Genomic DNA, 22,682 nt, shown 5'->3' on the forward strand with positions numbered 1-22,682 from the left:
AACTTTGCGAAAACAGCCAAATATAAAAAAGGGCTGCCCCTTAAGGACAGCCCTCTTTAAATCCATTATATTACCATTTGCCGCAGCAGCATGCTCCGATGATAATTAATAAAATGAACAATACAACGATTAAGGCAAATCCGCCATAACCTCCGCCGTAATGAGCACCTGCTACAGGATATCCATATCCAGGATAGCATTGGTCGTAACCTGCACCAGCAACTGCACCTTTATACATTAACAATCACTCCTCAACAAAGATTTCTTGGGCATTTTCAATATTAATGTATGTGGCAGGGACTTGACCCGCATGTGCATTTGCCCATTTTTAATAAAAAATCGCTTTACCTCATATTTAAGCTTTTCACCATAGGCATTATTAGGGTACGATAACAATAAGGAAATTGTAAAAAATGGGGGGCAAACCAATGAAGAAAAGGAAGATTGGCATATATTTTTTTATCATCACTTTTATTTATGGTTTGTATCAATTATTTGATAGCATATCAAAAGCAGAAAGCGCCAATCCTACTAGTGTTTATGAAAAACTGGCCAGCAAAGAGAATATCAATTATCTTATCATTGGAGATAGCATCGGCAGGGGTTCAGGCGCAACCTCAAAATCAACGGCATGGTTTTCCCGGCTTGAACGGCTTTTGAATAAAGAGTACGGGATTAAAGCCAAGCGACATTCATTAGTACAGAGCGGCGCAACCGCGTTTGAAGGTTTCTATAAGCTGCAGCAATCAAAGCATTTAGGAAAAATTGACTTAACGTTTATCGTCTTTGGGGAAAATGACCGTAAATATATGAATGAAGAGGAATTCTCGTTTTTTTATGAAGGATTGATCCGGAAGACTAAACAGCTTTATCCTGATACAGAAATTATTACAATTACTGAAAGCCCGCTTGACAATGAAGGGTTTGCCCAGGCTATAACAACGATTTCAAATCATTATGGAGCAAAAAATATTGATATGAGAAAACCCTTTGAACAATCAGGACAGCCTATCGAGGAACTGACAAAGGATATGGTCCATCCCAATGATGCGGGTTATGAAATCTATGCAAATACCTTATATAAACAGTTAAAAGAATTTACTGCTAATAAAGCAGAAACAGCTGCCTTATCCGCTCCAATTAATGAGGATACAGACTTTGAAATTGCTTCTATACCGCATGTAACAGACATATCAGGTTCATTTATGCACAAGGACGGCATTTGGGAAAGCAGCCAACCTGGTGACAGCCTGGAATATCAGTTTACCGGTCCTTTTTTAGGAGTAAATATGATCAGAAGCGAAATGGGAAGCAAGATGGATGTTTTTATTGATGAAGTTTTTGTTACATCGCTTTCTGCATGGTGGCCTTTAACAAAAGAAAGATATCAGTATATTGCGAGCGGGCTCGAAAATGGTCCCCATCATGTAAAGTTTATTGTGTCGGGTGAAAAATCAGTCAATAATAATTTGGACGATTCTGTCATACAGATTTCTTCCATCCTGACAAAAGCAGAATAGAAAAATTTTTTCCCGTTTGGAAGAGGAGAAATAAAGGTATGAAAAGCTTGTTAAAGAATTTTATTAATGGGATTATAACCATTGTGCCCATTATTTTAGCGATTTTTGTAGTTGTCAAAACTTTTTTATTTTTGGATAGCCTTATGGGGAATGTCCTGAAGCCCTATCTGAAAGAAGATTATATTCCAGGTGTCGGACTTTTGGCTACATTAGTACTGATTACTCTATTTGGCTGGCTTTCAACAAAATTTATTACCGGTTCTATTATCAAGCTAGTTGATCGCCTCCTTGAAAAAATTCCCCTTGTTAAAACCATTTACTCGGTGATTAAGGATACTGTCCACTCTTTTTTGGGCGAAAAAAAGTCATTCTCAAAAGTAGCACTTGTTACGATACCCGGAACTGAAATGAAGAGCCTTGGGTTCATAACCTCGGAAGAGCTGGAGGATTTTTATCATCCCCTAAAGGAATATATAGCTGTATATGTTCCCCAAACTTTTCAGGTAGCAGGCTTCACTTTTTTAATCCCCAAAGAACATGTTGAGATTATTGGTGTTAAGCCTGAAAACGCCATGAAGTTTATTCTTTCAGGAGGAATGACCTCAAAGGGGAATCCAGTTAAGGAACATTCTATGTAATAAATAAATAATAAAAAGAAAAGCCGCCCATCCAAGGCGGCTTTCCTTTTTATTTTGCCGTAATTGTCATGATTGGAGAGTTACCTCTTGTTACAGGACCTTCAGCGTTTTTCTCAAGTGATGCAATCTTGTCGCCATTTGTTACGATGATTGGAGTAACCGTGCTTTTCGCTTTCTCTTTAACAAGATCCAAATCAAACGTAACTAGCTTTTCGCCTACATTAACCTTTGTGCCTTCAGAAACATGTGTCTCAAATCCTTCCCCTTTCATGGAGACCGTTTCAAGACCGATGTGAATTAATATTTCCGCCCCATTTTCAGCGCGTATTCCAATGGCATGCTTTGTCGGGAAAACTTGCATAATCTCTCCATTTACTGGTGAGACAACTACCCCTTCTGAAGGTTCGATAGCAACGCCATCCCCCATCATTTTTTCAGCAAACACTGGATCCGGAACTTCTTCAAGATTAATAGCTGTGCCTGTTAATGCAGCCTTAACTTCTAAAGATTTTAAAGTTTCTTTTTTTCCAAATAGCTTTTTAAACATAAAAACACCTTCCAATTCTTAATTTGCATCATCGAATAATTTCTGATATTCTTTGTAGCCCTCTTCCTCTAGCTTCTCCTTGGGAATAAACCTAAGAGCAGCTGAATTAATGCAGTAACGCAGGCCTGCAGGTCCCGGCCCATCATCAAAAACATGGCCAAGATGTGAATCTGCTGTTTTGCTTCTCACTTCTGTCCTGACCATGAAATGGCTCTGATCTTCTTTTTCCAAAATTTCATTCTCTTCGATAGGCTTGGTAAAGCTCGGCCATCCACATCCTGCATCATATTTATCCTTTGAGCTGAAGAGAGGTTTTCCAGATACAATATCCACATATATTCCATCTTTAAATTCATTCCAGTATTCATTACGAAATGGAGGTTCTGTACCATTATTCTGAGTTACATCATACTGCATAGGGTTGAGTTTCTGCTTTAATTCCTCTTTATTGCTCTTCATATGCTTTCACCCCAGTGTGCCTTTATAAAGGCCTTTCTTCCCGATCCGGTCTGATAAGCTTCGTACCTTCCTGGATTCTTTTTGTAGTAATGCTGGTGATAACCTTCTGCAGGGTAAAAGTCTGAAGCCGGAAGTATTTTTGTCACAATCGGTTTTGTAAAAGGACCGTTTTCCTCCAGCTCCTGCTTCGATTCCTCTGCCTGTTGTTTTTGGTTTTCATTGTGATAGAAAATGGCTGTCTGGTAGGACTGGCCCCTATCGTAAAACTGGCCGCCCTCATCTGTCGGATCAATCTGCTGCCAATACAATTCCAGGAGCTTTTCGTAAGGAAAAACCTGGGGATCAAACACGATTTGGACTGCTTCATAATGGCCAGTTGTCTCTGAACATACTTCCTGGTAGGTAGGGTTCCTGACTGTTCCCCCAGTATAGCCGGATATCACTTCCTTGATTCCAGGCTGTTCATCAAATGGCTTCACCATACACCAAAAGCAGCCTCCTGCAAATGTTGCTGCTTCGTAATGTTTATCTCCCATTCTGTCCACCTCTTTCCGGCACTTCTCTACCTTTTACATTTTCCCTTTAAAAGAAGATTTTACGCCATATACATAAGATTAATGAAAATATCTTTCATATGCAAAAGAAACCCCTTCAATGAAGAGGTTTCTGAAATTTTATACTCTTTTATGCTTTACGGCAGCGCTGATTTTTTTCCAGCGTTTGCGTTCCTCCGATTGGGCCCGCTTATCCTGTTTTCTGTCCAAATAAGCAAGCTCCTTTAGAAGCTTCTTATAGCTATTAAGGCGCCCACGGGAAAGGGTACCTTCCTCGACCTGCAGGATAACAGCACATCCTGGTTCATTCTCGTGTGTACAGTCCCTGAATTTGCAGTTTTTTGCGGCCGATTCAATATCAGTAAAGCTTTCAGAAAGTCCGCTTTCGCTTTCCCACAGCTGAAGCTCTCTCATTCCCGGAGTGTCTATCAGCACCGAACCTTCAGGAAGCAGAATGAGTTCACGGTGTGTAGTTGTGTGTTTCCCCTTGTCATCGCTTTCTCTGATATCCTGGACCTTTTGCTTTTCCTGCCCAAGCAGATAATTTGTGAGTGTCGATTTTCCTACACCTGACGAACCAAGCAATGCTATTGTTTTACCTGGTGCAAGAAATGGCTTTAAGCCTTCTATTCCCTTCTCTTCTACTACACTAATTGAAACAATAGGGACCCCCATTGCAATACTTTCTACTTCTTCAAGCTTTTCCAGCAGATTACTGCAAAGATCTGCCTTTGTCAGAACAATGACAGGGTTAGCACCGCTTTCCCAGGATAATAGCAAGTATCTTTCCAATCTCCTTAAATTTAGATCCTCGTTAAGTGAGTTAACTAGAAAGATGGTATCCACGTTAGCGGCAACAATTTGTTCTTCCGTACTTACTCCCGCAGATTTTCTTGAGAACTTGCTTTTTCTTGGCAGCACAGCATGAATCGACCCACGCTGTTCACCTGCCCTCTCTTTAATCACAACCCAATCACCAACTGCCGGGTAGTCTTCTCTGGCAGTAGCTTCAAATGAGAATTTGCCTGTTACTTCACAAAGCATTTCCCCTTTTTCCGTCCAGACACGGTACATCCTTTTATGCTCTAAGGCGACACGTCCAATTTGATACTCCTTTTGTTCATATGCTGAAAATGCTTCTTTAAAATAATCATCAAATCCATAGTTATTAATAGTCAAGGTTTGTTCCTCCATGCTTATTATTATTTTGGAAGGTACTTCTTATGCCAATTCCGTATTTTCGCAAACCAAAAAACCATAGGCCATCAGCCCATGGTTTAATAAGCATAGAAAAACATTACAGTTTCCGCTCGATTAAACGAATTCAAATTGGGCTGTGCCTGAATTATTTACAATGAACGTATAAACAAGAATTCCCTTTGTCATAGCACATCACCCGCTTTCGTTTATTTATTTTTATTATATGGAAGATTACGCCAAAAGTAAAGACTTTATTTAATTTTCATCTTATCTTTAAGGATTAAAGGGCTCCTTCAAGTTGTGACACCAACCCAAAGAAGCGCATATGTTAGAGATGTAAGCAAATGAGATAGGAGCGAGGAGTATGGCTAAAGACAGAAACCAGCAATGGTATTTTCAAAAAGCAGCAAAGTATGACCTTTTAGCACAATACTTTAAATATATAGATCCAGCTAAACATATTGCCTATTATCAGAAACATCTTCACTGCCTTAACTATGCTATGCATATGATGCGCACAAATAATATGATGCCGGCAGGTGAAGAAGCCCAGCAAGCAACAGCAAAAGTACGCATTGTTCATACATCACCTGATGCAGGCCCAGTTGATATCTATGTAAACGGCACAAGAATATTGAAGGACTTTCCATATAAAGAAGCAAGTGATTACCTATCATTGCCGGCAGGAAGATACCAGATTGATATTTACCCAGCAGGAAATATGGTTTCTACTGTTTTAAGCAGAAAGATTACAGTTGAATCAGGGAAGGTATATACAGTGATTGCCGCAGGAAACGCCGCCAAGTTAAAGCTTGTGGTTTTAGAAGATCAGCCTGATGTGCCATCCGGAGAAACAAAAATCAGGTTTGTCCATCTTTCACCGGATGCCCCGGCTGTCGATATTGCTGTAAAAAATCGGGATGTGATTTTTCCGAACATATCGTTCCGGCAGGCCAGCAAATATCTGGCTTTAACCCCAATGACTGTCGATTTGGAAGCGAGAATTGCCGGTACTCCGAATGTTGCCTTAGCAATACCGCGCACCCAATTTAAGGCAGATCAGGTATATACCTTATTGGCAGTGGGCTCCGTAGCTGGTGAGCCTGAATTAGAAGCAATCATTCTTCCTGGCTGATGCTGATTCGAAAAAGTAGCCAGCATATAATAAAAAAAGGATCCTTTCAGTTTCTGAAAGGATTCCTTATCCATGCTAATTATTTTACAGGAACTAAAAGAGTAAATCGGATATCATCCTGTTTTAAATTAAATTCATCCACTTTTACTTTCACATCACTTTTAAGCTTCATTTTTTGCAGTGACACATATATTCTTTCTTCCTTAGGCTGAATGGTGACCCCTTCGGGAAGTTTATAACGATCCCTGACCAATTTCAGAACATGGGAGACAGGCAGATTCATCTGCCCGACGGATATTGATTTCTGCTGAAGAACTACATCCCCGTTTTCCAATGCTTCCGGTTCGAACGAAAGCTTCATTTGCAGATCCTGGCTAAAAAATGGGATTGATCCATATAAATCCACTTCGTCATTCAGCAGCACTTTATAATCAATCGCTCCTCCGGTCAGCCCTTCTTTTTCAAGATAATGGTTAATTACCCTATTAAGATCCTCTTTATTTGCCTGAATATTAAAAGGTACATAATTACTTTCATTAACTTTGTTAGCTATATATTCTTCATCTTCAGCTGGCAAGCTAATAAAAATAAGCAAAAATATGATAATGAATGCATTAATCGCCAGCAAAACAAAAAATAGATTTTTCCACTTGTTATCTTTCAACTGCACTCTCTCCATTTCCTGCTGTTTCTCTTTTATATGGCAGCTCCTTTAAAACCTCTTCTGTCAGGGTTTCATAGACACGCCCTGCTATTAATTCATATCCTTTGTCATTTGGATGAAAATAGTCGGTAAATAAGAGATTTTCCTGTGTATTTTGGAATATATCATCAATTTCAACAAAATAGGTTCCTGGATACTGTGCTAAAATGGCTTGGCTTGTATTGTTCCAGTCTTCAAGAATATCATTAATTTCCCTAATTTCTGAAAACCACTTTAAGAAAGGGTTATATAAACCTATTAAAACAATCTTAGTATTTGGATTTACCTCTTTTATTGTATTTAAAACCTCAGTTAAATTTTTTTCATAATTTATCTTTTCCTTTGTGAAAGCTTTCATTTTTAGGTTTGAAAAATTTTCGCGCACCACTTTCATTACATCATTCCCGCCGATGGTTATGATAACTACATCTGTATTTTTCACAGCATTTTTTACTTCATCAGTCGCTAATTTCTTCAATAATTGATCGGAACGATTGCCTCTAACACCAAAGTTATATAAAGCTGCATCTTGAACACTTCTCTCCTGTTCCAATAGCTCTTCGAGATAAGGCAAATAGCCGCCTCGTTCAGTGCTGTCGCCAACACCCTGAGTTAAGGAATCCCCAACAGATGCAATCGTAAGATTTCTTGGAAAGAAATCCAGTGGAATCTGTTCTTTCGCAGATAGTTCTGATTGTTTGTTAGGCTGAACTATATCCTTATTGGTTAAAGGATTAAAACTGCAGGAAACCAGCAGAAACAAGCTAAAAAAGATGAAGGTGAATTTTCTGAACATATTATCACCTGCCCCCATTAAGTCATTCATATTATAACATGTGCGTCTTATTGGAAAAAAACAAACCTCTTAAAGTTTGATTAACAAGACTAAAAAAGAAAAAAAGACCTTCTAAAAGGTCTATTGTAAGGCTTTGATATCTTTGATGATCTCATCTAAAGGAATTTCCGCAAGTCCAGTATAGTATTTCATTACTTTGCCTTCCTGATCGACTAGGTAAAAATCTGTCCCATGAATTACCTGATCTCCAGTTTGCGGCTTTTTCACTATTGTTTTAAAGTAATCCATAGCGTACTGCTCGATATCCTCCTGGGCATAACCGGTCAGAAAATGCCAGTTGCTGAAATCTGCACTATATTGAGATCCAAACTCTTTTAACACTTCCGGTGTATCAACTTTAGGGTCAACACTAAAGGAAACAAACTCAATATTTTCAATGCCTTCTTCTTCAGCCAGCTGCTGAAGCTTTTTCATGTTGGCTGTCATGGGCATACAAACATCTTCACAGTTTGTAAAAATAAAGTCTGCAACCCAAACCTTACCTTCAAGATCCTTTAAACCGAATTCCTCATTATCTTGATTGATATAAGTAAAATCTGCCAGCTCCCAATTTAAAGCATTTTTTATTCCACTTTGTCCGCATGCTGAAAGAAGTAGAATAGCAGCTAAGCTAATCATTGCCAAAACTCGTAATTTCATAAATTCACCTGCTTTAATTAGTTACGAAGCTAATTTTAGCAAATATTCATGAAAGAAGAAAGAAATACCTGTGACAAACCTGTGAACAGAATTTCATTAGTCGATTACACCTGTTCTGACAAGAGTATTTTCCACTTTTATTTCAAAGGTGCATTTTTGTATACTTCGCCACCTTTTATTTGTCATCGGCTTCCCCCTAGTTGCAGCATATTTTTCTCCTGCAGGTCTTTTACCAGCTTTTAAATTTCTTTTTTTATTTCTTCTGCCAATGCTTTCTCGAATGCATTTTCAAGTATCTCCCAACTTCCACTCCAATCAACAGGATTTTAAAAATGAATTTAGCAGTAGAAACAAGCCTATTTTAAAAATAGATCTATATAACGATTGAGGTGATGAACATGGTTTCGAAAAACAATTCGATTCAACGATATCAACTGGAGACGGTTGCTTTAGACCAGCGGTTCCCACAAAACAACTGAGTCCGCAAGAAAAAACACCCTGCTAATTAGGGTGTTCTTGTCTTATGATTTGTCATTACATCATAAAATGTTTTAATAAAAGAAGAATAATTAAATTGTACGGCTATTTTATGGATACGGTATTTCATCTTATCCTCAGGTGGAACATTCCTAAAGTCACCAATGCTTTGCCCGAATGCTTCACCTCGATTTACAATTATCTTTACAGGCACTTCCCTATACTGAACCTCTGCCATATCAAGCATGGCCCAAAACGTAAATAAATCATGCAAAGGGCTCCCGCTAATGCCTTGATACGTATTCTTATAAAATTGGAAATAATAATCGACCATTGGTTTCACTAGGAGACCCACTTTATTTTGTACAGATTGATAATAAGCATCCAGAGCATCTATTAAAGCAGGTGTTATAATTGCAGACATTGTAACATCAAGCGGGAATACATGAATACTTACCGGAGCATTATCAAAAACAACATTTGCCGCGTATGGGTCACCGTAAAAATTGGCTTCAGCGACAGGGGTAACGTTCCCGGGGACATTGAAAGCACCACCCATTATATAAAAATCTTTTACTTTTCCCATGAGCCCAGGGTAAAGGATAAACGCGGCCGCCAAAGAGGAAAGTCTGCCGACATTAACGATGCAGATGTCATTCTCATATCTGTCAACCAGCTCTTTAAATTCATCAAAGTTTTCAAATAAATCAATATTTTGTTCTATTTTCGGTACAATTGGGCCAAGCCCTTCCAACCCGTGAACATCCGGGTAATATATTGGAACTTCTCCAGTCAGGGGCAAAACGGCTCCGCTAAATACAGGTATGTCTTTTTGGCCGGTCAACTCCCTCAGATAAGCAGCATTTCTCAACGCATCTTCCCTTGACACATTCCCATAATCAGCTACAATTCCAACTATATTAATCTCTTCAGAGAAAAAGGCAAAAATAATAGCAACAAAGTCATCAATTCCAAAATCACTGAAAAAAAGAACATTTTTTTTCTTCATCCCCCCACCTCCCTAATTAAATGTATTCAGTGAGGGAAAAGAAATGGCAATTTTTTTCAATTTCTAGGTATTGGCTTGTTTCCTTTTTACTCTTTGGCTATTGGAATGTATATTTTAAAAACTGTTCCTTTTCCTTTTTCACTGTCAACCTCAATTCGTCCTTTCATTCTTTCAATGATCTGGTAACAAACCAGCAGTCCCATTCCTGTTCCCTTTTCCTTTAAAGAATAAAAGGCTGTTCCCAATCTTTCCAGTTCCTCTTTTGTCATGCCTATCCCTGAGTCCCTTATTTCAAAAACTCCATATTGGCCATCCTGAAAGACCGATAAAGATAATCTTCCTCCGTCTTTCATCGCTTCAATGCCGTTTTTATAAATATTGATCAGTACTTGCTTTAGCTCACTGGTGTTCGCCCTAATGAAAACACCATCGGAAATATTCGATGCAACAGAGATGTTTTTAGACATCATGGCATAAGAATTCATTAAATCCATCACTTTTGACGCCAGTTCACCTGCATCAAGGTCCTCAACCTGATCCAAATCTGGTTTAGCGAGGGATAAATAATCATTAATAATTGTCTCAGCCCTGTCCATCTCATCAATCATTAGCTTTATGTACATGCGTTCTTCTTCACTCATTTGGTCTTTTGCCAAAAAGATTTGCAGAAAACCTTTAACCACTGTCATTGGATTCCTGATTTCATGGGCGACCGATGCTGCAAGCTGGCCGATTGCATTCATCTTTTCCGCTCTTTGAAGCTCCTTCAGGATTTTTGTTCTTTGCATGATGTGTTCCATTTCACCTATTGCTTCTTCAAACCGGTGTGAAGAAGGGACGGTCCTTTGAACGGATCCAAATTGTTCCGAAGTTGCAGACAATCTCTCAAAAAGAATGGACAACTGGTTTGTCATAAAGTTAAATCTTTCGGAAAGAACCCCCAAGTCCGACTGATTTGATGGCTTTAGCTTCACATTAAAGTTTCCGCTGCTCACTTCTTTAAAGCCTGAGATTATATCATTGATCGGCTCTAGAACCTTTTTTAGCCCTCGTCTTAAAATAAAATAAACAAGGATGATAATGGCTAAAAAGAAACCTGACAGATACAAAGCCAAATCCTTTTGAAATGAGTCTATCACAGCTGCATCAATATCAATACATAGAATGGCTGTAATATTTCCCTGCGAGTCAGTAATGGGTGCAAAGGCAGAAATCCACATTCCATATTGATCGCGATAAACCTTGCTCGATGCCGTGTTCTTTTGGCTAATCGCCTTAGAAAAACCCTCTAAAAACGCCTCTCCTGCTGAATAATTAGAGAAGGGTTCCAATCCAATATTCTTTTGGCTTTTAGAAGTTACTAAGTACATCACTGAACGATCATGATTTTTTTCAGGCATAAACAGGGAAGCATTAGAAAAGGATGCTTTTTCATCTACTAAAGAGATCACATGTTCAAGCCTTTTATAGGCTGGATGTTCAGGATCTTGAAATTCCTCTACTTTTTCAACATCTTCATGAGCAATAACAGAGCTCCAAAGAGAAGCCATTTCCGTTACCCTGTTTGAAAGCTGTTCCTCCATCTGTCTGGTTTCAACCATAAAGCTGATACCCGCCGTAAACACTGTAACAAGGAATGTTATAAGAAAGGAGAATAATAGCACTTTTCTGAATAAAGGAAGGTTTTTGATTTGATCTTTCATAAAACATTCACCGAATCCTTCTATTGTAAATAGCTAACTAACCTTTTTCGTTAAAGCTCGCAAGAATACCTCTTAATTGAGAAATTTTTTTAAAATTGCATACAATTACTCATGTTAGAAAAAAGCCAAATAAAAAAACGCAAGGTTCCATAAAGGAAACCATGCGTTAATAATTAATCTTCTAAATAATACATAAAGCCAATCGCTCCAGGACCAGTATGGGTGCTGATAATTGGCGTTGTTTCTTCTATTTTAATGTGTTCATAACCAGTCATTTCTTCAATCAGCATTTTCAGCTTAGAAGCAAGCCCCTGACCTTCTGCATGCACGAGTCCTACACCCTTAATCGCTTTCCCCTTCACATCCCCGGCAAATTGCTTAGCCAAATATTTTGCAACCTGAGTATGGCTTCTTACCTTTGCAACTGGTGTGTATACGCCTCCTTCAAGAGATGCAATTGGCTTTATATTTAGCAAAGACCCAATCATCGCTTTGCCTTTGCCAATCCTTCCCCCTTTTACAAGATTTTCAAGAGTATCCACCACTACAAATAATTTTGTATTCTCACGAATTGTATCCAGCCTCTCAACAATTTCTTCCACACTTTTTCCTTCCTTAGCCATTTCTGCTGCTTCCAGCACTTGAAAGGCCAGTGCTTTAGAAATGTATCTGGAATCTACTACTGTAACCTTTGCATCTGACATTCCGGCTGCGCTTTCAGCAGACTGGGCTGTGCCACTCATCCCGCCTGTCATATGAATTGAAAGAATCTCATATCCTTCTTTTCCAAATCGGTCATATACTTCAACAAATGCTCCAGCGGGGGGCTGGGAGCTTTTTGGAAGTTCAATCGCTTCTTTCATTTTCCGCATAAACTCAGATGGGGTAATGTCAACCCGGTCTAAATATGTATTTCCTTCAATATGGATAGATAATGGAACGACTTCAATATCATACTTTTCAATTATTTCATGAGACAGATCGGCAGTAGAATCTGTTACAATTTTAATTTTGCTCATTATACTTTCACATCCCCAGCATCAACAATTAGTTCATATTATACATTTAAGCAATATACAAATAAAGCGAAACATAAAACGAGCACTCGCTCACGATATTTGTCTGCCTGACTGCTTTAATCAATGCAGACCCATAATAAAAGAGTACCGGCAATTGCCGGTACCCAAAGTGTTAGGCATTATTCTTAAGCTCAGGAGTTTTAAAAATTTCTTCATAAACCGGCCATTTTAAAACCCTTTTTAGGTACTCTCTAAATGAGTGGCTTCTGTTTGTTTTTCCATTGCCATATACGGCGGTAATAAAAGTTTGTAAACGGACTTGGATCATAAAATAATAATGGCTATCTTTCTCCAATACAGGAATTTCCACGATTTTTACCTTCTGTCCAACAGCATTTTTGAACTCTAGGCTTTTGAATAGCAAAATATCAATCCTCTTTTTTCACCCGTTTGTTTATATTATACCCCAATTATGGCTCGAAATGTGTCTGAATATGCTGTCTAACTAATTTTTTTATTAAAAAGATTTATAAACTATATTTCTAAGCTTCCGCATTCTGTTCTTTCTTCAGCTTTCGTTTATAAACAATTTTGGATAAGTTTATACTGATTTCATATAGAAGCAGCAATGGGATTGTTACGAGAATATCAGACATAAAATCAGGAGGAGAAATAACCACGGATATTACAATTAGAACAAAATAAGCATATTTCCTTATTTTAGTAAGCACATACGGATTAATAATCCCGAGAGAAGTCAGGAACATAATGACCACCGGGAGCTCAAATAAAATCCCAAACGGCAGGGTCATGTGAAGGACAAAACGAAAATATTTATCAGCTGTGAAATTGGCCTCAAACATTTCTCCTCCCAATTCGACTAGGAAGCTTAAGACAGTTGGAAAGATAACAAAATATCCGAAGCATAAGCCTGCAATAAATAATATGAAAAGCGCCGGTACATACGAGAGTGAAACTCTTCGTTCAGCCGCAGTTAGAGCAGGCTTTACAAACAGCCAAATCTGAAAAGCCAAGACCGGAATGGTACCTGCCACCGCAATGACAGTCGCAAGCATAAAATACACCCAAATAATATCGCTGGGCCCCAAAACAATTAATTTAACATCTAAGTCTTTTACGAGCCACTGATAAATATCTTTTACATATACGAAACCTGCAATAAAGAATACAATAAATCCTGCTGCTGTTATGATAAGCCTTTTTCTCAATTCATCCAGGTGATCGACTAAATTAAGCTCTTTATCTTCCATATTATTCTCCTGCAAATTTAATGAAGCCGAAATCTGGCCCAGCCTCTATTTCTTTTATCCGAGAAGCTCGCCATCCTCTCCTCAACATAGTGTAAAATCAAAAATGGACAAAAACATCTCCAGCTAAAAGGAAAAAAGGCGCAAGAAGAAATTCCTCACACCTTATTTAACCGTTTTTTTCTTTGTATTATCTTCAAGCTCTTCCATTACATCACTTGTCAGGTCACGAGTTGATTTCTTAAATTCCCTTAAAGTTTCCCCAAAAGCACGTCCGATTTCCGGCAGCTTCTTTGGTCCAAAAATAATAAGGGCCAAAACAAGAATCAAAATTAACCCTGGAACACCGATATTTGAAAGCATGCAATACATCCCCTTTAAAATACATAATAAACCTAATTCGATTATAGTATTTTTCAAAGGAAATGTCGCAGTTAAAGAAAAAAGTTCATATTAAATTCACAAAAGAAACTACTTATACCTTACGCGTATCTTTCAACAGGAACTTCATACCAGCAAATGGAAAAGATTGCTGTCTTTGTTTATCTCAGTATAGGAGAAACCTTTTTTATTCATTCTTAAAATTAGATCACTGTAGTCTTCTTTATGCTTAAGTTCTATTCCAACAAGCGCAGGGCCGTTTTCTTTATTATTTTTCTTTGTGTATTCAAATCGTGTAATATCATCTGTTGGCCCAAGCACCTCATCCAGGAACTCCCTTAACGCTCCGGCACGCTGCGGAAAATTAACAATAAAGTGGTAAAGGAGGCCTTCATACAGCAAGGACCTTTCTTTAATTTCCTGCATGCGCCCAATATCGTTATTTCCGCCGCTGATTACACAGACGACATTTTTTCCTCTAATTTGTTCTCTGCACATATCCAAGGCCGCAATCGGCATGGCTCCAGCCGGTTCAGCGACAATTGCATGCTCATTGTATAATTCAAGAATGGTGGTACATACTTTTCCTTCGGGAACCATGAAAATATCATCTACGAGTTCATTGCAAATTTCATAAGTTTTTTCACCGACACACTTGACAGCTGCTCCATCTACGAATTTATCAATCTCATCCAAAGGAGCCACTATTTGTGTCCTGATTGACTCGCTCATGGATGGAGCCCCTGCAGGCTCTACCCCGATCATCTGAGTTTCCGGGGAGATGCTTTTTATGTAAGTGCTTAACCCCGCCATCAATCCGCCTCCGCCAATACTGGCAAAAACGTAATCCACAGGTTCCTCGGAGTCATTCAGCATTTCAACTGCTACGGTACCCTGTCCAGCAATCACCATTTCATCATCAAATGGATGTATAAATGCTCTGCTTTCCGCTTCAGCACATTTTATAGCTTCATGATAGGAATCATCAAAGGTATCTCCTACGAGAATAATTTCCACGGAGTCCCTGCCGAATAGCTCCACCTGGCTTACCTTTTGTCTAGGTGTAGTTGCCGGCATAAAAATTTTCCCCTGGACGCCCAGGTGCCTGCAGGCATATGCAACTCCCTGTGCGTGGTTTCCCGCACTAGCACAGACAACGCCGTTTTCAAGTTCAGATGCATTTAAGGATTTAACTTTATAGTAGGCACCTCTTAATTTAAATGAGCGGACATGCTGCAAATCTTCTCTTTTCAAATAAACATTGCACCCATATTTTTCAGATAGCCGTTCATTTTTCTGTAAAGGCGTATGGGCAACAATATCCTTGAGCTGCTGGTATGCAATCAAAATATCTTCCAACTGCACCCATTTCTTTGTCATTACCTTTTGTTCCATTTTGCCACCCTCTTCTTTACAAGTTATTAATTTGTACATTATACCATGCGAAATCGTGATTTCAATCTCATTTTTTAAAAATTTACAGTTTTCGAATTCTTTTATGGATAGAATCGAAGGAAACTAACATATAATAAGCAAAAGTTAATTCATATTTTAAAAGGGGTGCAGGTATGGAGTTTTCTTTATGCAGTCTGGATAGTGCATTGCCGGTAGAAGTTACATTGGATGAGGATAATGGAAGATATATGATTCGCAAGAGCGACACGAGCGGCGAGTATTTTAATAGCGCCAAAGAGTTAATACAATGGGTTAGAACGAATTTCTCAGCGGAGGAGTTTTGCGATCCAAGGGAGTATCATGGAATGATCCAAAAGTTAACCGATTATCTGGTCAATCCTAATCTTTAGTACAAACGGCAGTAGAGTAAGCTTTATGAAAAAGCCCCAGAAAATTGGGGCCTTTTCCAATTATGAAGCGATTCTCTTTTCGGACGAACTGCTGCAAATAATCTCTCTAACTTCATGTGCAAGAACCTTCGCATCCATTTCTTTGACGGTTTTCGGATTGACAGGGGGGCATACGCGAATATCTATTCGCGCGGGCTTAATAAGCCTGCCATTCTTTTCAAATACATCTGCAGTCCCCTTGATTGAAATAGGTACAATCGGCACACCTGCATCCTGTGCAAGGCGGAAACCGCCTACTTTGAAAGGAGCTACAGGCCCTCCTTTGCTTCTCGTTCCCTCGGGAAAAATAACAAGGGAATGTCCTTGTTTCAAAAGCTCAGCACCTTCCCTAAGGGATTTTATTGCACTTTCACGGTTCGTGCGGTCAATGAAAACACAATTCATGACTTTCATCCATGATGAGATAATGGGAGCTTTTTTTACTTCCACCTTGGAAATGAACCCAAAGGGTTTGTCAATGGAAGCTAGAAGAGCAGGAATATCAAAATCACCTTCATGATTGCAAACCATTACAACAGGTCCCTCAGGAATGTATCCCTGTCCTGAAACGTTAACTTTTGAACCTGATATTTTCATAACCGTTCGCGACCACCTTTGCGGTACATTGTGGATAATCCTATCACGTTCCTCCGCTGACAGACTTGGGTCCAGCTTTTTCATGCGGTACAAAGCAGGCAGACTATAAGTCAGGTATCCGCCCATATAAAGGAAAAAGATAATCAATCGAAGCATAAAAACCTCCTGTTGTTCAGACGTCTTTCATTATATATTAATAAAATTTCATTCACTATATGTTTTGAATTTTTGTTGTACAGCCGGTTAAGTTTCTATCCATGCGAGACCAGTCTATAAGCCCACGTGTTTATTGGGAAAATTAATAAAGCAGCCCCAAAGGGGCTGCTTTACAAGCTAGCTTCTTTTGTAAATTAGAAATTCATAATCATATGGATTTTTTTCGTCCTTAATACCCTTTTCCTTTGAAATGAGCTCCCATTCTGCCATATCCAATTCAGGGAAAAAAGTATCCCCATCAAACTGATTATAAATCATCGTTAAATAAAGCCGATCAGCTGCGGGAAGAATTGCTTTAAAAATCTCTGCACCGCCAATAACAAAGATTTCATTCTCGCTCTCCCCACTGTATTTAAGCAATTCTTCAATTGAATTTAAAACTGTACATCCTTCGCACGTAAAGGTTTGGTTACGGGTAATCACAATGTTTTCCCTGCCTGGCAGCGGCCTTCCAATTGAATCCCAGGTTTTGCGTCCCATTGCGATCGGATGCCCCATAGTAGTTCTTTTAAAAAATTTTAAGTCCTCAGGCAAATGCCAGGGAAGTTTATTGTCTTTTCCTATTACGCGATTTTCATCCATCGCCCACATTAAAGAGATCATACACTGACAACCCCTTTAATATGTGGATGGGGTTCATAGCCCACAAGTTCGAAATCGTCATATTTAAAGCCGAAGATATCCTTAACTGCAGGATTAATAATCATTTTTGGAAGAGAGCGCGGATCGCGGCTGAGCTGCAGATTCACCTGCTCAATATGATTCTGGTAGATATGCACATCTCCGAAGGTATGGACGAATTCACCAGGCTCCAGATCGCAAGCCTGGGCAACCATCATCGTCAGCAAAGCGTAGGATGCAATATTAAACGGCACGCCAAGAAATACGTCCGCCGATCTTTGGTAAAGCTGGCAAGAAAGCTTACCGTCTGCAACATAAAACTGGAACATGCAGTGGCACGGAGGCAAAGCCATTTTATCAAGCTCACCAACATTCCAGGCGTTAACAATCAATCTTCTGGAATCGGGGGTTGTTTTAATCTGTTCAATCAGGCCGCTGATCTGATCAACTGTATTTCCATCAGCACCAGTCCAAGATCTCCACTGATGGCCATAAACCGGCCCAAGATTGCCGTCTTCGTCGGCCCATTCATTCCAAATTCGCACACCATTTTCTTGAAGGTATTTTACATTTGTATCGCCATTTAAAAACCAAAGCAACTCATGGATTATAGATCTTAAATGCAATTTTTTCGTTGTAACGAGCGGGAAACCATCCTGCAGGTCAAAACGCATCTGATAACCAAAGGTACTAATTGTGCCTGTACCTGTCCGGTCCTCTTTTTTTGTTCCATTTTCCATTACATGCTTACAAAGCTCCAAATACTGTTTCATATCAACCCAACCTTTTCTAGAATGCTTAATGCTATTGTAACGGAATTACTGGTTTTTTACTATATATAGCTATTTTTATTAACCTTCTTAGATTTCACTCAATATATAGTAAAACCCCTGCCGTTAAACAGGGGAATTTATTTTAATTTTTTTATAAAATCATAGGTTTTCGGCGCATTTACCCTTAATATTTTTCGTGACTCTCCCCCGGCAAAATACATTGCAAAGGCTTCAGCGAAGTATTCCTCCGGGAATGTTAAAAAATAACTTTGTCCAGGAAATAACTTAGCCTTTTCTGCTTTCCACGCGGCAAGAAATTTTTGGTTATACCGGATGCCGTCATAAACGTGCCGGTCTATAGAATGAGCAAGTTCATGAAGCTCCAGGTTAATGGAACCATGTCCTTTTCCTTTTTCACTGAAGCCAATTTTTACGAGGACCGTTTTAGCTCCCCCTATGCCAGGCACATCATCCCAGGTTGTATCCCCTTTATAGCCCCGGGGGATAACTCCCTCAAGATGCTGGGCAGTGGGATTATCAGTCAATTTCCCTACAAATAATTTAACGGAGATATCTTCATTCCGAATTTTTGATAGCAGCGTAGAGGGCAGATTGTCTACTCTTGAAATCATATTTGAAGCCTCAGCTTCATCAAAAGCCTCTAATGGCAAAATAAAGATATCGCCCAACTGATCTGGCGAATTTAGAATGAGCGATTCTTTAAGTTTAGATGATTGGGGATAGTCTTTAAGTTTTATGCCGCCTAAAGCAGCCTGTGAATTCCCTAAAAGTGCAAGGGAAACAATCATTATAGTAAAAGTAAGAACCAATTTACGCATTTATCATTATCCCTTCTGCAAGTCTAAGATGTATAAATTATGAGCAACAGGGCTTTGCGGGATGTTAAGTAGGTGGAGTTACTGTCAGTAAGGAGAAAAATCGAATGAATTATCTATGATTAATGTCCTAAAGCACTCTATTAAAATTATAACATATGAAAAATCATTTTGAAGGAAACAGATCATGGGAAATTAAGTGCAAATTCAAAAAGGACCCGTTTGGATAGCGGGTCCTTTTAAGGTACTTAGCTTTTATTAAGTGTATGAGCGTACAACATCAGAAAGTCCTGACGATGCTGTTCCAGTTCCAACAGCAGCAAACTTCCAATCGCTTCCGTGGCGGTAAATCTCCCCAACAATCAAACTAGTTTTTCCACTATAGTCATCTGTAAGATTGTAATGGATCATTTCCTGGTTATTGGAAGAATTTACAACACGGATAAAGGCATTTTGAATCATACCAAAATGCTGTTTCCTTTTTACACTATCATAAATGTTTACTACAAAAACCATCTTATGGATATGCGCTGGGACTCTGCTTAGATCAATCATGACCTGTTCGTCATCGCCGTCTCCATCTCCGGTAAGATTGTCCCCGGTATGCTGGACGCTTCCGTCTCCGCTCCTTAGATTACCAAAATAAATGACGTCACTGTTGTTTCTTAGCTTCCCATTTTCCCCAAGCATAATGACAGAAGCGTCACAGTCGATATTCGCACCGCCGCCACCGCCAAATAATGAGCCAAGGAGCCCGCCGCCGCCGCGGTTTTGAACCGGATCCCAGCCCAAGCCTACCATGATTTTAGTTAATCCCGGATTTCCTTTTGTTAAGTCAACACGCTGTCCTTTTTGTAAATTAATTGCCATATGATTTCCACCTCATTAGTTTATTTTCTATTAATCAAAATGAGCAGTCAGCTTATCCTTGCTGCTTCATTTTTTTAAAATTATCCTGAAGCTGCTCAAGTCTTCTTGTACCTTCCTGACGCAAGCGCTTGTTTTCTTCTTCGATCGATTTTGTCTCCTGCATGCCCTTCATAATAATATTCCAGGATTCCTCGATTGTCTCGATCTTGATGCTTGGACCGCCAGCCAGACGTGCAATATCTGCACTTTGGTTTGATATATTTTGAGCATTGCGCACCAGCATTTCGTTTGTTCTTCTATCAAGCTCGCTCATTGAATCTGCAACAAGCTTTTGCCTTTTTGCAGCAACTGCCTGGATAAGGCCGTTCTTGAAGATTGGAATGGTCGTAACAAATGCTGAGTTGATTTTTCCTATTAGCTTCGTATTTCCTCTTTGCAGGAGACGAATCTGCGGTGCTGTCTGAAGGGCAACCATCTTTGCCATTTCAAGATCGTAAACCCTTTGTTCCAGCAGCTCAATGGCGTTTCTTAAAGTATCAAGCTGCATGGATGCCATTTGGTCGCCTTGTGCAGCCCGTGCTTCAAGCTGTGGAAGCTGATTGCCCTTAAGTTCATCAGCTTTCATTTGCCCGGCAACCGCATACTTTTCAAGCGTCAAATAATACTGGTAATTCTGTTCATACATTTGTTCCAGCATGGTAGTGGAGTCTACCATTTCGCTTTGATATTTGGAAATTTCAACATAGACTTTGTCAATTTCCTGTCCCATTGTCTGGTACTTTCCAAAAAGCTTCTCAATCATTTTTTCTCCACGTTTGAAAAGCTTTCCAAATAACCCTTTAGAACTTTGTTCAAAATCTTTTTTGTCGAATTTGTCCATGATCTTGCCAAGCTGCTTTAATAGCTCGCCAGAATCCTCTACTTTTGTAGTTCGCATATTGCTTAATATTTGATCGGAAAAGCGGGAGATTTGAACTGCCGGTTCTTTTCCGAATTCAAGGATCTGAATCTGATCCTTTTCATCAATGGATCTGGCCAAATTTTGTACTTCAGGCTCCTGCCTTAATGCCAGCTTAATTTCAGGTACCTTATTTTCAGTTAATTTGTCATCCTGAACCTGGGTTGTTAAATTTAAATCTGTTTGCTGAGTCGGATTCATTTTCAATCACCCTTTAAATTTTTTAATAATCCTTGAAAGAGGACCTTCTTCAGAAAAGAAGGCTCTTTAAATTCCTGCTCAAAAACGACATCCTCCAGCCAATGGACATCATATAAACCTTCAGAAATGAAATTTTCAATATCGTTATGGCCCGGGGGATTATACAACACAATATCAAGCCCAAATTGATTGAGCAGCAATAAAAGAGCTGCATCCGTTCTTACCATGGTCCCATTCAGCTCATTATTGTAAAGAATGAGCTTTGGGACGTCCTGAGAATAATCAAATTGCTGCATTAGCTTTAATATGCTGGGCGGAATTTGCATGCTCTGGGTAAAAAGATAAATTTTCAGCTCCTCCTCCGTTTCCTGGGGAAGGGGCTTTAAATATGGGCGGGCACAGATATTTCTAATCGCCATCGCTATGCCGCTTTGCAGCCCGGTAGGCAGATGCTGATATTTCCAATAGTGGGCAGCCGCCATTTTTTCAGGATCAAGCAGTCCTTCGCTATCCAAAGCATTTCGATAATGGAACCGAAAATCATTACTAACGCTGTTTGTGAAAGGAAACCTTCGAATTAATAAACTTTGCTCATAATGGCTTATTGTTTGTATCCGGTCCCAGTACTCCTTCCGATTCTTACTTACACCCTGAATTTTTGCGAAAACAGAAGGAATGTTGACCCGCCCTTCTTTCACTTCAAAATTGGGCCGGATCATGGCCTTCTCTTTTATTAAAATAAATAATTCATCATAGGTGGTTTTTAGTGTGACTGAAGAAGGGGTATAATCCCGGAGCTGCCATGGTTTATACAATCCTGAGCCCTCATGGTTCAAAATTGTTTCTATCTCCCTTGACGCTCTGTAGGCAACTGTTGAGCTCCTTCTCCTTTTTTCTTTCGGAAACGGTTCCGGCTTCTTCTTCTCTTGAAAATGATGCACATATGACTCTTGAATGTCAGTACCTGCCCTTGCAAGAAGGTCCTCGCCAGATGGAGAAAAATAAATAATGTCGCAGCCCAGACTTAACAAGTAGTATAAAAAATACAAGTGGCTCTTTTTCCCATCCCCATACCATAGGATTTTAGGCATGGCTTTTTCGGGATCCGTTTCCATTAACTCTTGTCCCAGGTGGTTGAAAGACCACTTAATGACATCAACCAGTACCCTTCGGATTTCCTGGTTCTTTAAACCATCCGGTTCATTTACAGAAAACAGCTGGAGCATTTTGATCATTGCTTCTCTAATTTTTCGATGCAGTGAAGGAACTGGAGATTTCATCAGCAGCTGTTCACCATCGAGAAAAGCAGCAAATCTGTTGATGGATAAGTTTTGCTCGCGGTTAATATTCAGCACCTTTTGGATCGCTTGGAATTGCTGATTGTTTATTGTTTTATCAAGATGATCTTCACTTATAAGCAGCAGGTCTGCACTTTCTGTGTGGATAAGATCGAACAGCCGATTATAATAATCGTCTTCGTCCAGCGGGATTCCTAGAAAACGGGCAACAATTTGCCCTATATGAAGGGTATTCTGTTCCTCCAAAAATTCCGCTCTCTCCCGGTTGGCCTGTTTCAGCTGTGAAAGCCAGTTTTCATATGTAACCTGCAGCATGTGAGCATTTATTTGACTATATGATGGGTTCATTTATATCCCTTC

Annotated in this window: 26 protein-coding genes; 4 read left to right on the forward strand and 22 right to left on the reverse strand. The window is 39.3% G+C overall.

The window, feature by feature from the left end:
* Positions 1 to 70: 70 nt before the first annotated feature.
* Complete coding sequence (locus J7I93_RS18940) at positions 71 to 238, reverse strand: YjcZ family sporulation protein (RefSeq protein ID WP_214727551.1); 168 nt, start codon at positions 236 to 238, stop codon at positions 71 to 73.
* A 190-nt stretch (positions 239 to 428) separates the two neighbouring features.
* Here J7I93_RS18940 and J7I93_RS18945 point away from each other — a divergent pair, with 190 nt between their 5' ends.
* Complete coding sequence (locus J7I93_RS18945) at positions 429 to 1,520, forward strand: SGNH/GDSL hydrolase family protein (protein WP_214727552.1); 1,092 nt, start codon at positions 429 to 431, stop codon at positions 1,518 to 1,520.
* A 38-nt stretch (positions 1,521 to 1,558) separates the two neighbouring features.
* A complete protein-coding gene (locus tag J7I93_RS18950) occupies positions 1,559 to 2,158 on the forward strand; it encodes a DUF502 domain-containing protein (RefSeq protein WP_214727553.1) in 600 nt (199 codons plus the stop codon).
* A gap of 49 nt (positions 2,159 to 2,207) precedes the next feature.
* Here J7I93_RS18950 and J7I93_RS18955 read toward each other — a convergent pair whose 3' ends face one another.
* From J7I93_RS18955 to rsgA, 4 genes are all read right to left on the reverse strand, one after another.
* Positions 2,208 to 2,705 carry a PTS sugar transporter subunit IIA gene (locus J7I93_RS18955; RefSeq protein WP_214727554.1) on the reverse strand — a complete coding sequence of 166 codons (498 nt, stop codon included), beginning with the start codon at positions 2,703 to 2,705 and terminating at the stop codon, positions 2,208 to 2,210.
* A gap of 18 nt (positions 2,706 to 2,723) precedes the next feature.
* The gene (gene msrB, locus J7I93_RS18960; protein WP_214727555.1) at positions 2,724 to 3,164 is read right to left on the reverse strand and encodes a peptide-methionine (R)-S-oxide reductase MsrB; all 441 of its coding nucleotides are present in this window, start codon (positions 3,162 to 3,164) and stop codon (positions 2,724 to 2,726) included.
* Positions 3,161 to 3,700: a peptide-methionine (S)-S-oxide reductase MsrA gene (gene msrA / locus J7I93_RS18965; protein ID WP_214727556.1), complete on the reverse strand. Its 540-nt coding sequence runs from the start codon at positions 3,698 to 3,700 to the stop codon at positions 3,161 to 3,163. Before msrA ends, msrB begins: the two co-directional genes overlap by 4 nt.
* A 138-nt stretch (positions 3,701 to 3,838) precedes the next feature.
* The gene (rsgA, locus tag J7I93_RS18970; protein WP_214988146.1) at positions 3,839 to 4,897 is read right to left on the reverse strand and encodes a ribosome small subunit-dependent GTPase A; all 1,059 of its coding nucleotides are present in this window, start codon (positions 4,895 to 4,897) and stop codon (positions 3,839 to 3,841) included.
* A 385-nt stretch (positions 4,898 to 5,282) separates the two neighbouring features.
* Between rsgA and J7I93_RS18975 the strand changes: the two genes are divergently transcribed.
* Positions 5,283 to 6,053, forward strand: a complete 771-nt coding sequence (locus J7I93_RS18975; protein WP_214727559.1) for a DUF4397 domain-containing protein — start codon at positions 5,283 to 5,285, stop codon at positions 6,051 to 6,053.
* Positions 6,054 to 6,132: 79 nt separating this feature from the next.
* Here J7I93_RS18975 and J7I93_RS18980 read toward each other — a convergent pair whose 3' ends face one another.
* The 10 genes from J7I93_RS18980 to ilvA all read right to left on the reverse strand — a co-directional run bounded on the left by J7I93_RS18980 (position 6,133) and on the right by ilvA (position 15,503).
* Positions 6,133 to 6,717, reverse strand: coding sequence for a YpmS family protein (locus tag J7I93_RS18980; protein ID WP_214727561.1), 585 nt, complete (start codon positions 6,715 to 6,717; stop codon positions 6,133 to 6,135).
* Complete coding sequence (locus J7I93_RS18985) at positions 6,707 to 7,552, reverse strand: SGNH/GDSL hydrolase family protein (RefSeq protein ID WP_214727563.1); 846 nt, start codon at positions 7,550 to 7,552, stop codon at positions 6,707 to 6,709. Before J7I93_RS18985 ends, J7I93_RS18980 begins: the two co-directional genes overlap by 11 nt.
* A gap of 120 nt (positions 7,553 to 7,672) precedes the next feature.
* A complete protein-coding gene (locus tag J7I93_RS18990; protein ID WP_214727565.1) occupies positions 7,673 to 8,251 on the reverse strand; it encodes an SCO family protein in 579 nt (192 codons plus the stop codon).
* Positions 8,252 to 8,756: 505 nt separating this feature from the next.
* Positions 8,757 to 9,737 carry a nucleoside hydrolase gene (locus tag J7I93_RS18995; protein WP_214727567.1) on the reverse strand — a complete coding sequence of 327 codons (981 nt, stop codon included), beginning with the start codon at positions 9,735 to 9,737 and terminating at the stop codon, positions 8,757 to 8,759.
* An 86-nt stretch (positions 9,738 to 9,823) separates the two neighbouring features.
* Complete coding sequence (locus J7I93_RS19000; RefSeq protein WP_214727568.1) at positions 9,824 to 11,440, reverse strand: sensor histidine kinase; 1,617 nt, start codon at positions 11,438 to 11,440, stop codon at positions 9,824 to 9,826.
* A gap of 173 nt (positions 11,441 to 11,613) precedes the next feature.
* A complete protein-coding gene (locus J7I93_RS19005; RefSeq protein WP_214727569.1) occupies positions 11,614 to 12,459 on the reverse strand; it encodes a DegV family protein in 846 nt (281 codons plus the stop codon).
* 172 nt (positions 12,460 to 12,631) lie between these two features.
* Positions 12,632 to 12,883, reverse strand: coding sequence for a DUF2535 family protein (locus tag J7I93_RS19010; RefSeq protein WP_144541783.1), 252 nt, complete (start codon positions 12,881 to 12,883; stop codon positions 12,632 to 12,634).
* Between the two features lie 118 nt (positions 12,884 to 13,001).
* Positions 13,002 to 13,730, reverse strand: coding sequence for a twin-arginine translocase subunit TatC (gene tatC / locus J7I93_RS19015; protein ID WP_214727570.1), 729 nt, complete (start codon positions 13,728 to 13,730; stop codon positions 13,002 to 13,004).
* A 162-nt stretch (positions 13,731 to 13,892) separates the two neighbouring features.
* Positions 13,893 to 14,090 carry a twin-arginine translocase TatA/TatE family subunit gene (locus tag J7I93_RS19020; RefSeq protein ID WP_214727571.1) on the reverse strand — a complete coding sequence of 66 codons (198 nt, stop codon included), beginning with the start codon at positions 14,088 to 14,090 and terminating at the stop codon, positions 13,893 to 13,895.
* Positions 14,091 to 14,234: 144 nt separating this feature from the next.
* The gene (gene ilvA / locus J7I93_RS19025) at positions 14,235 to 15,503 is read right to left on the reverse strand and encodes a threonine ammonia-lyase IlvA (RefSeq protein WP_214727572.1); all 1,269 of its coding nucleotides are present in this window, start codon (positions 15,501 to 15,503) and stop codon (positions 14,235 to 14,237) included.
* Between the two features lie 173 nt (positions 15,504 to 15,676).
* Here ilvA and J7I93_RS19030 point away from each other — a divergent pair, with 173 nt between their 5' ends.
* Positions 15,677 to 15,913, forward strand: coding sequence for a hypothetical protein (locus J7I93_RS19030; RefSeq protein WP_214727573.1), 237 nt, complete (start codon positions 15,677 to 15,679; stop codon positions 15,911 to 15,913).
* A gap of 60 nt (positions 15,914 to 15,973) precedes the next feature.
* Here J7I93_RS19030 and J7I93_RS19035 read toward each other — a convergent pair whose 3' ends face one another.
* The 7 genes from J7I93_RS19035 to J7I93_RS19065 all read right to left on the reverse strand — a co-directional run bounded on the left by J7I93_RS19035 (position 15,974) and on the right by J7I93_RS19065 (position 22,670).
* Positions 15,974 to 16,705, reverse strand: coding sequence for a lysophospholipid acyltransferase family protein (locus J7I93_RS19035; RefSeq protein ID WP_214727574.1), 732 nt, complete (start codon positions 16,703 to 16,705; stop codon positions 15,974 to 15,976).
* Between the two features lie 177 nt (positions 16,706 to 16,882).
* The gene (locus J7I93_RS19040; protein ID WP_214727575.1) at positions 16,883 to 17,368 is read right to left on the reverse strand and encodes a dihydrofolate reductase; all 486 of its coding nucleotides are present in this window, start codon (positions 17,366 to 17,368) and stop codon (positions 16,883 to 16,885) included.
* Positions 17,365 to 18,159 carry a thymidylate synthase gene (locus J7I93_RS19045; protein WP_214727577.1) on the reverse strand — a complete coding sequence of 265 codons (795 nt, stop codon included), beginning with the start codon at positions 18,157 to 18,159 and terminating at the stop codon, positions 17,365 to 17,367. Before J7I93_RS19045 ends, J7I93_RS19040 begins: the two co-directional genes overlap by 4 nt.
* A gap of 137 nt (positions 18,160 to 18,296) precedes the next feature.
* Positions 18,297 to 18,998 carry an anthrax toxin lethal factor-related metalloendopeptidase gene (locus J7I93_RS19050; RefSeq protein WP_214727579.1) on the reverse strand — a complete coding sequence of 234 codons (702 nt, stop codon included), beginning with the start codon at positions 18,996 to 18,998 and terminating at the stop codon, positions 18,297 to 18,299.
* Between the two features lie 255 nt (positions 18,999 to 19,253).
* Positions 19,254 to 19,865: a TerD family protein gene (locus tag J7I93_RS19055; RefSeq protein ID WP_214727581.1), complete on the reverse strand. Its 612-nt coding sequence runs from the start codon at positions 19,863 to 19,865 to the stop codon at positions 19,254 to 19,256.
* A gap of 52 nt (positions 19,866 to 19,917) precedes the next feature.
* Positions 19,918 to 21,024 carry a toxic anion resistance protein gene (locus J7I93_RS19060; protein WP_214727583.1) on the reverse strand — a complete coding sequence of 369 codons (1,107 nt, stop codon included), beginning with the start codon at positions 21,022 to 21,024 and terminating at the stop codon, positions 19,918 to 19,920.
* A 2-nt stretch (positions 21,025 to 21,026) separates the two neighbouring features.
* Positions 21,027 to 22,670, reverse strand: a complete 1,644-nt coding sequence (locus tag J7I93_RS19065; RefSeq protein ID WP_214727585.1) for a YceG family protein — start codon at positions 22,668 to 22,670, stop codon at positions 21,027 to 21,029.
* Positions 22,671 to 22,682 lie beyond the last annotated feature (12 nt).

This window comes from Bacillus sp. ISL-47, assembly GCF_018613175.1.
Lineage (GTDB): Bacteria > Bacillota > Bacilli > Bacillales > Cytobacillaceae > Cytobacillus.

Excerpts from the sequence above, each read along its gene's own strand:
- J7I93_RS18940 (WP_214727551.1), bottom strand. The coding sequence starts at position 238 with ATGTATAAAGGTGCAGTTGCTGGTGCAGGTTACGACCAATGCTATCCT.
- J7I93_RS18945 (WP_214727552.1), top strand. The coding sequence starts at position 429 with ATGAAGAAAAGGAAGATTGGCATATATTTTTTTATCATCACTTTTATT.
- J7I93_RS18950 (WP_214727553.1), top strand. The coding sequence starts at position 1,559 with ATGAAAAGCTTGTTAAAGAATTTTATTAATGGGATTATAACCATTGTG.
- J7I93_RS18955 (WP_214727554.1), bottom strand. The coding sequence starts at position 2,705 with ATGTTTAAAAAGCTATTTGGAAAAAAAGAAACTTTAAAATCTTTAGAA.
- msrB (WP_214727555.1), bottom strand. The coding sequence starts at position 3,164 with ATGAAGAGCAATAAAGAGGAATTAAAGCAGAAACTCAACCCTATGCAG.
- msrA (WP_214727556.1), bottom strand. The coding sequence starts at position 3,700 with ATGGGAGATAAACATTACGAAGCAGCAACATTTGCAGGAGGCTGCTTT.
- J7I93_RS18975 (WP_214727559.1), top strand. The coding sequence starts at position 5,283 with ATGGCTAAAGACAGAAACCAGCAATGGTATTTTCAAAAAGCAGCAAAG.
- J7I93_RS18985 (WP_214727563.1), bottom strand. The coding sequence starts at position 7,552 with ATGTTCAGAAAATTCACCTTCATCTTTTTTAGCTTGTTTCTGCTGGTT.
- J7I93_RS18990 (WP_214727565.1), bottom strand. The coding sequence starts at position 8,251 with ATGAAATTACGAGTTTTGGCAATGATTAGCTTAGCTGCTATTCTACTT.
- J7I93_RS18995 (WP_214727567.1), bottom strand. The coding sequence starts at position 9,737 with ATGAAGAAAAAAAATGTTCTTTTTTTCAGTGATTTTGGAATTGATGAC.
- J7I93_RS19000 (WP_214727568.1), bottom strand. The coding sequence starts at position 11,440 with ATGAAAGATCAAATCAAAAACCTTCCTTTATTCAGAAAAGTGCTATTA.
- J7I93_RS19005 (WP_214727569.1), bottom strand. The coding sequence starts at position 12,459 with ATGAGCAAAATTAAAATTGTAACAGATTCTACTGCCGATCTGTCTCAT.
- tatC (WP_214727570.1), bottom strand. The coding sequence starts at position 13,730 with ATGGAAGATAAAGAGCTTAATTTAGTCGATCACCTGGATGAATTGAGA.
- J7I93_RS19020 (WP_214727571.1), bottom strand. The coding sequence starts at position 14,090 with ATGCTTTCAAATATCGGTGTTCCAGGGTTAATTTTGATTCTTGTTTTG.
- ilvA (WP_214727572.1), bottom strand. The coding sequence starts at position 15,503 with ATGGAACAAAAGGTAATGACAAAGAAATGGGTGCAGTTGGAAGATATT.
- J7I93_RS19030 (WP_214727573.1), top strand. The coding sequence starts at position 15,677 with ATGGAGTTTTCTTTATGCAGTCTGGATAGTGCATTGCCGGTAGAAGTT.
- J7I93_RS19035 (WP_214727574.1), bottom strand. The coding sequence starts at position 16,705 with ATGCTTCGATTGATTATCTTTTTCCTTTATATGGGCGGATACCTGACT.
- J7I93_RS19040 (WP_214727575.1), bottom strand. The coding sequence starts at position 17,368 with ATGATCTCTTTAATGTGGGCGATGGATGAAAATCGCGTAATAGGAAAA.
- J7I93_RS19045 (WP_214727577.1), bottom strand. The coding sequence starts at position 18,159 with ATGAAACAGTATTTGGAGCTTTGTAAGCATGTAATGGAAAATGGAACA.
- J7I93_RS19050 (WP_214727579.1), bottom strand. The coding sequence starts at position 18,998 with ATGCGTAAATTGGTTCTTACTTTTACTATAATGATTGTTTCCCTTGCA.
- J7I93_RS19055 (WP_214727581.1), bottom strand. The coding sequence starts at position 19,865 with ATGGCAATTAATTTACAAAAAGGACAGCGTGTTGACTTAACAAAAGGA.
- J7I93_RS19060 (WP_214727583.1), bottom strand. The coding sequence starts at position 21,024 with ATGAATCCGACTCAGCAAACAGATTTAAATTTAACAACCCAGGTTCAG.
- J7I93_RS19065 (WP_214727585.1), bottom strand. The coding sequence starts at position 22,670 with ATGAACCCATCATATAGTCAAATAAATGCTCACATGCTGCAGGTTACA.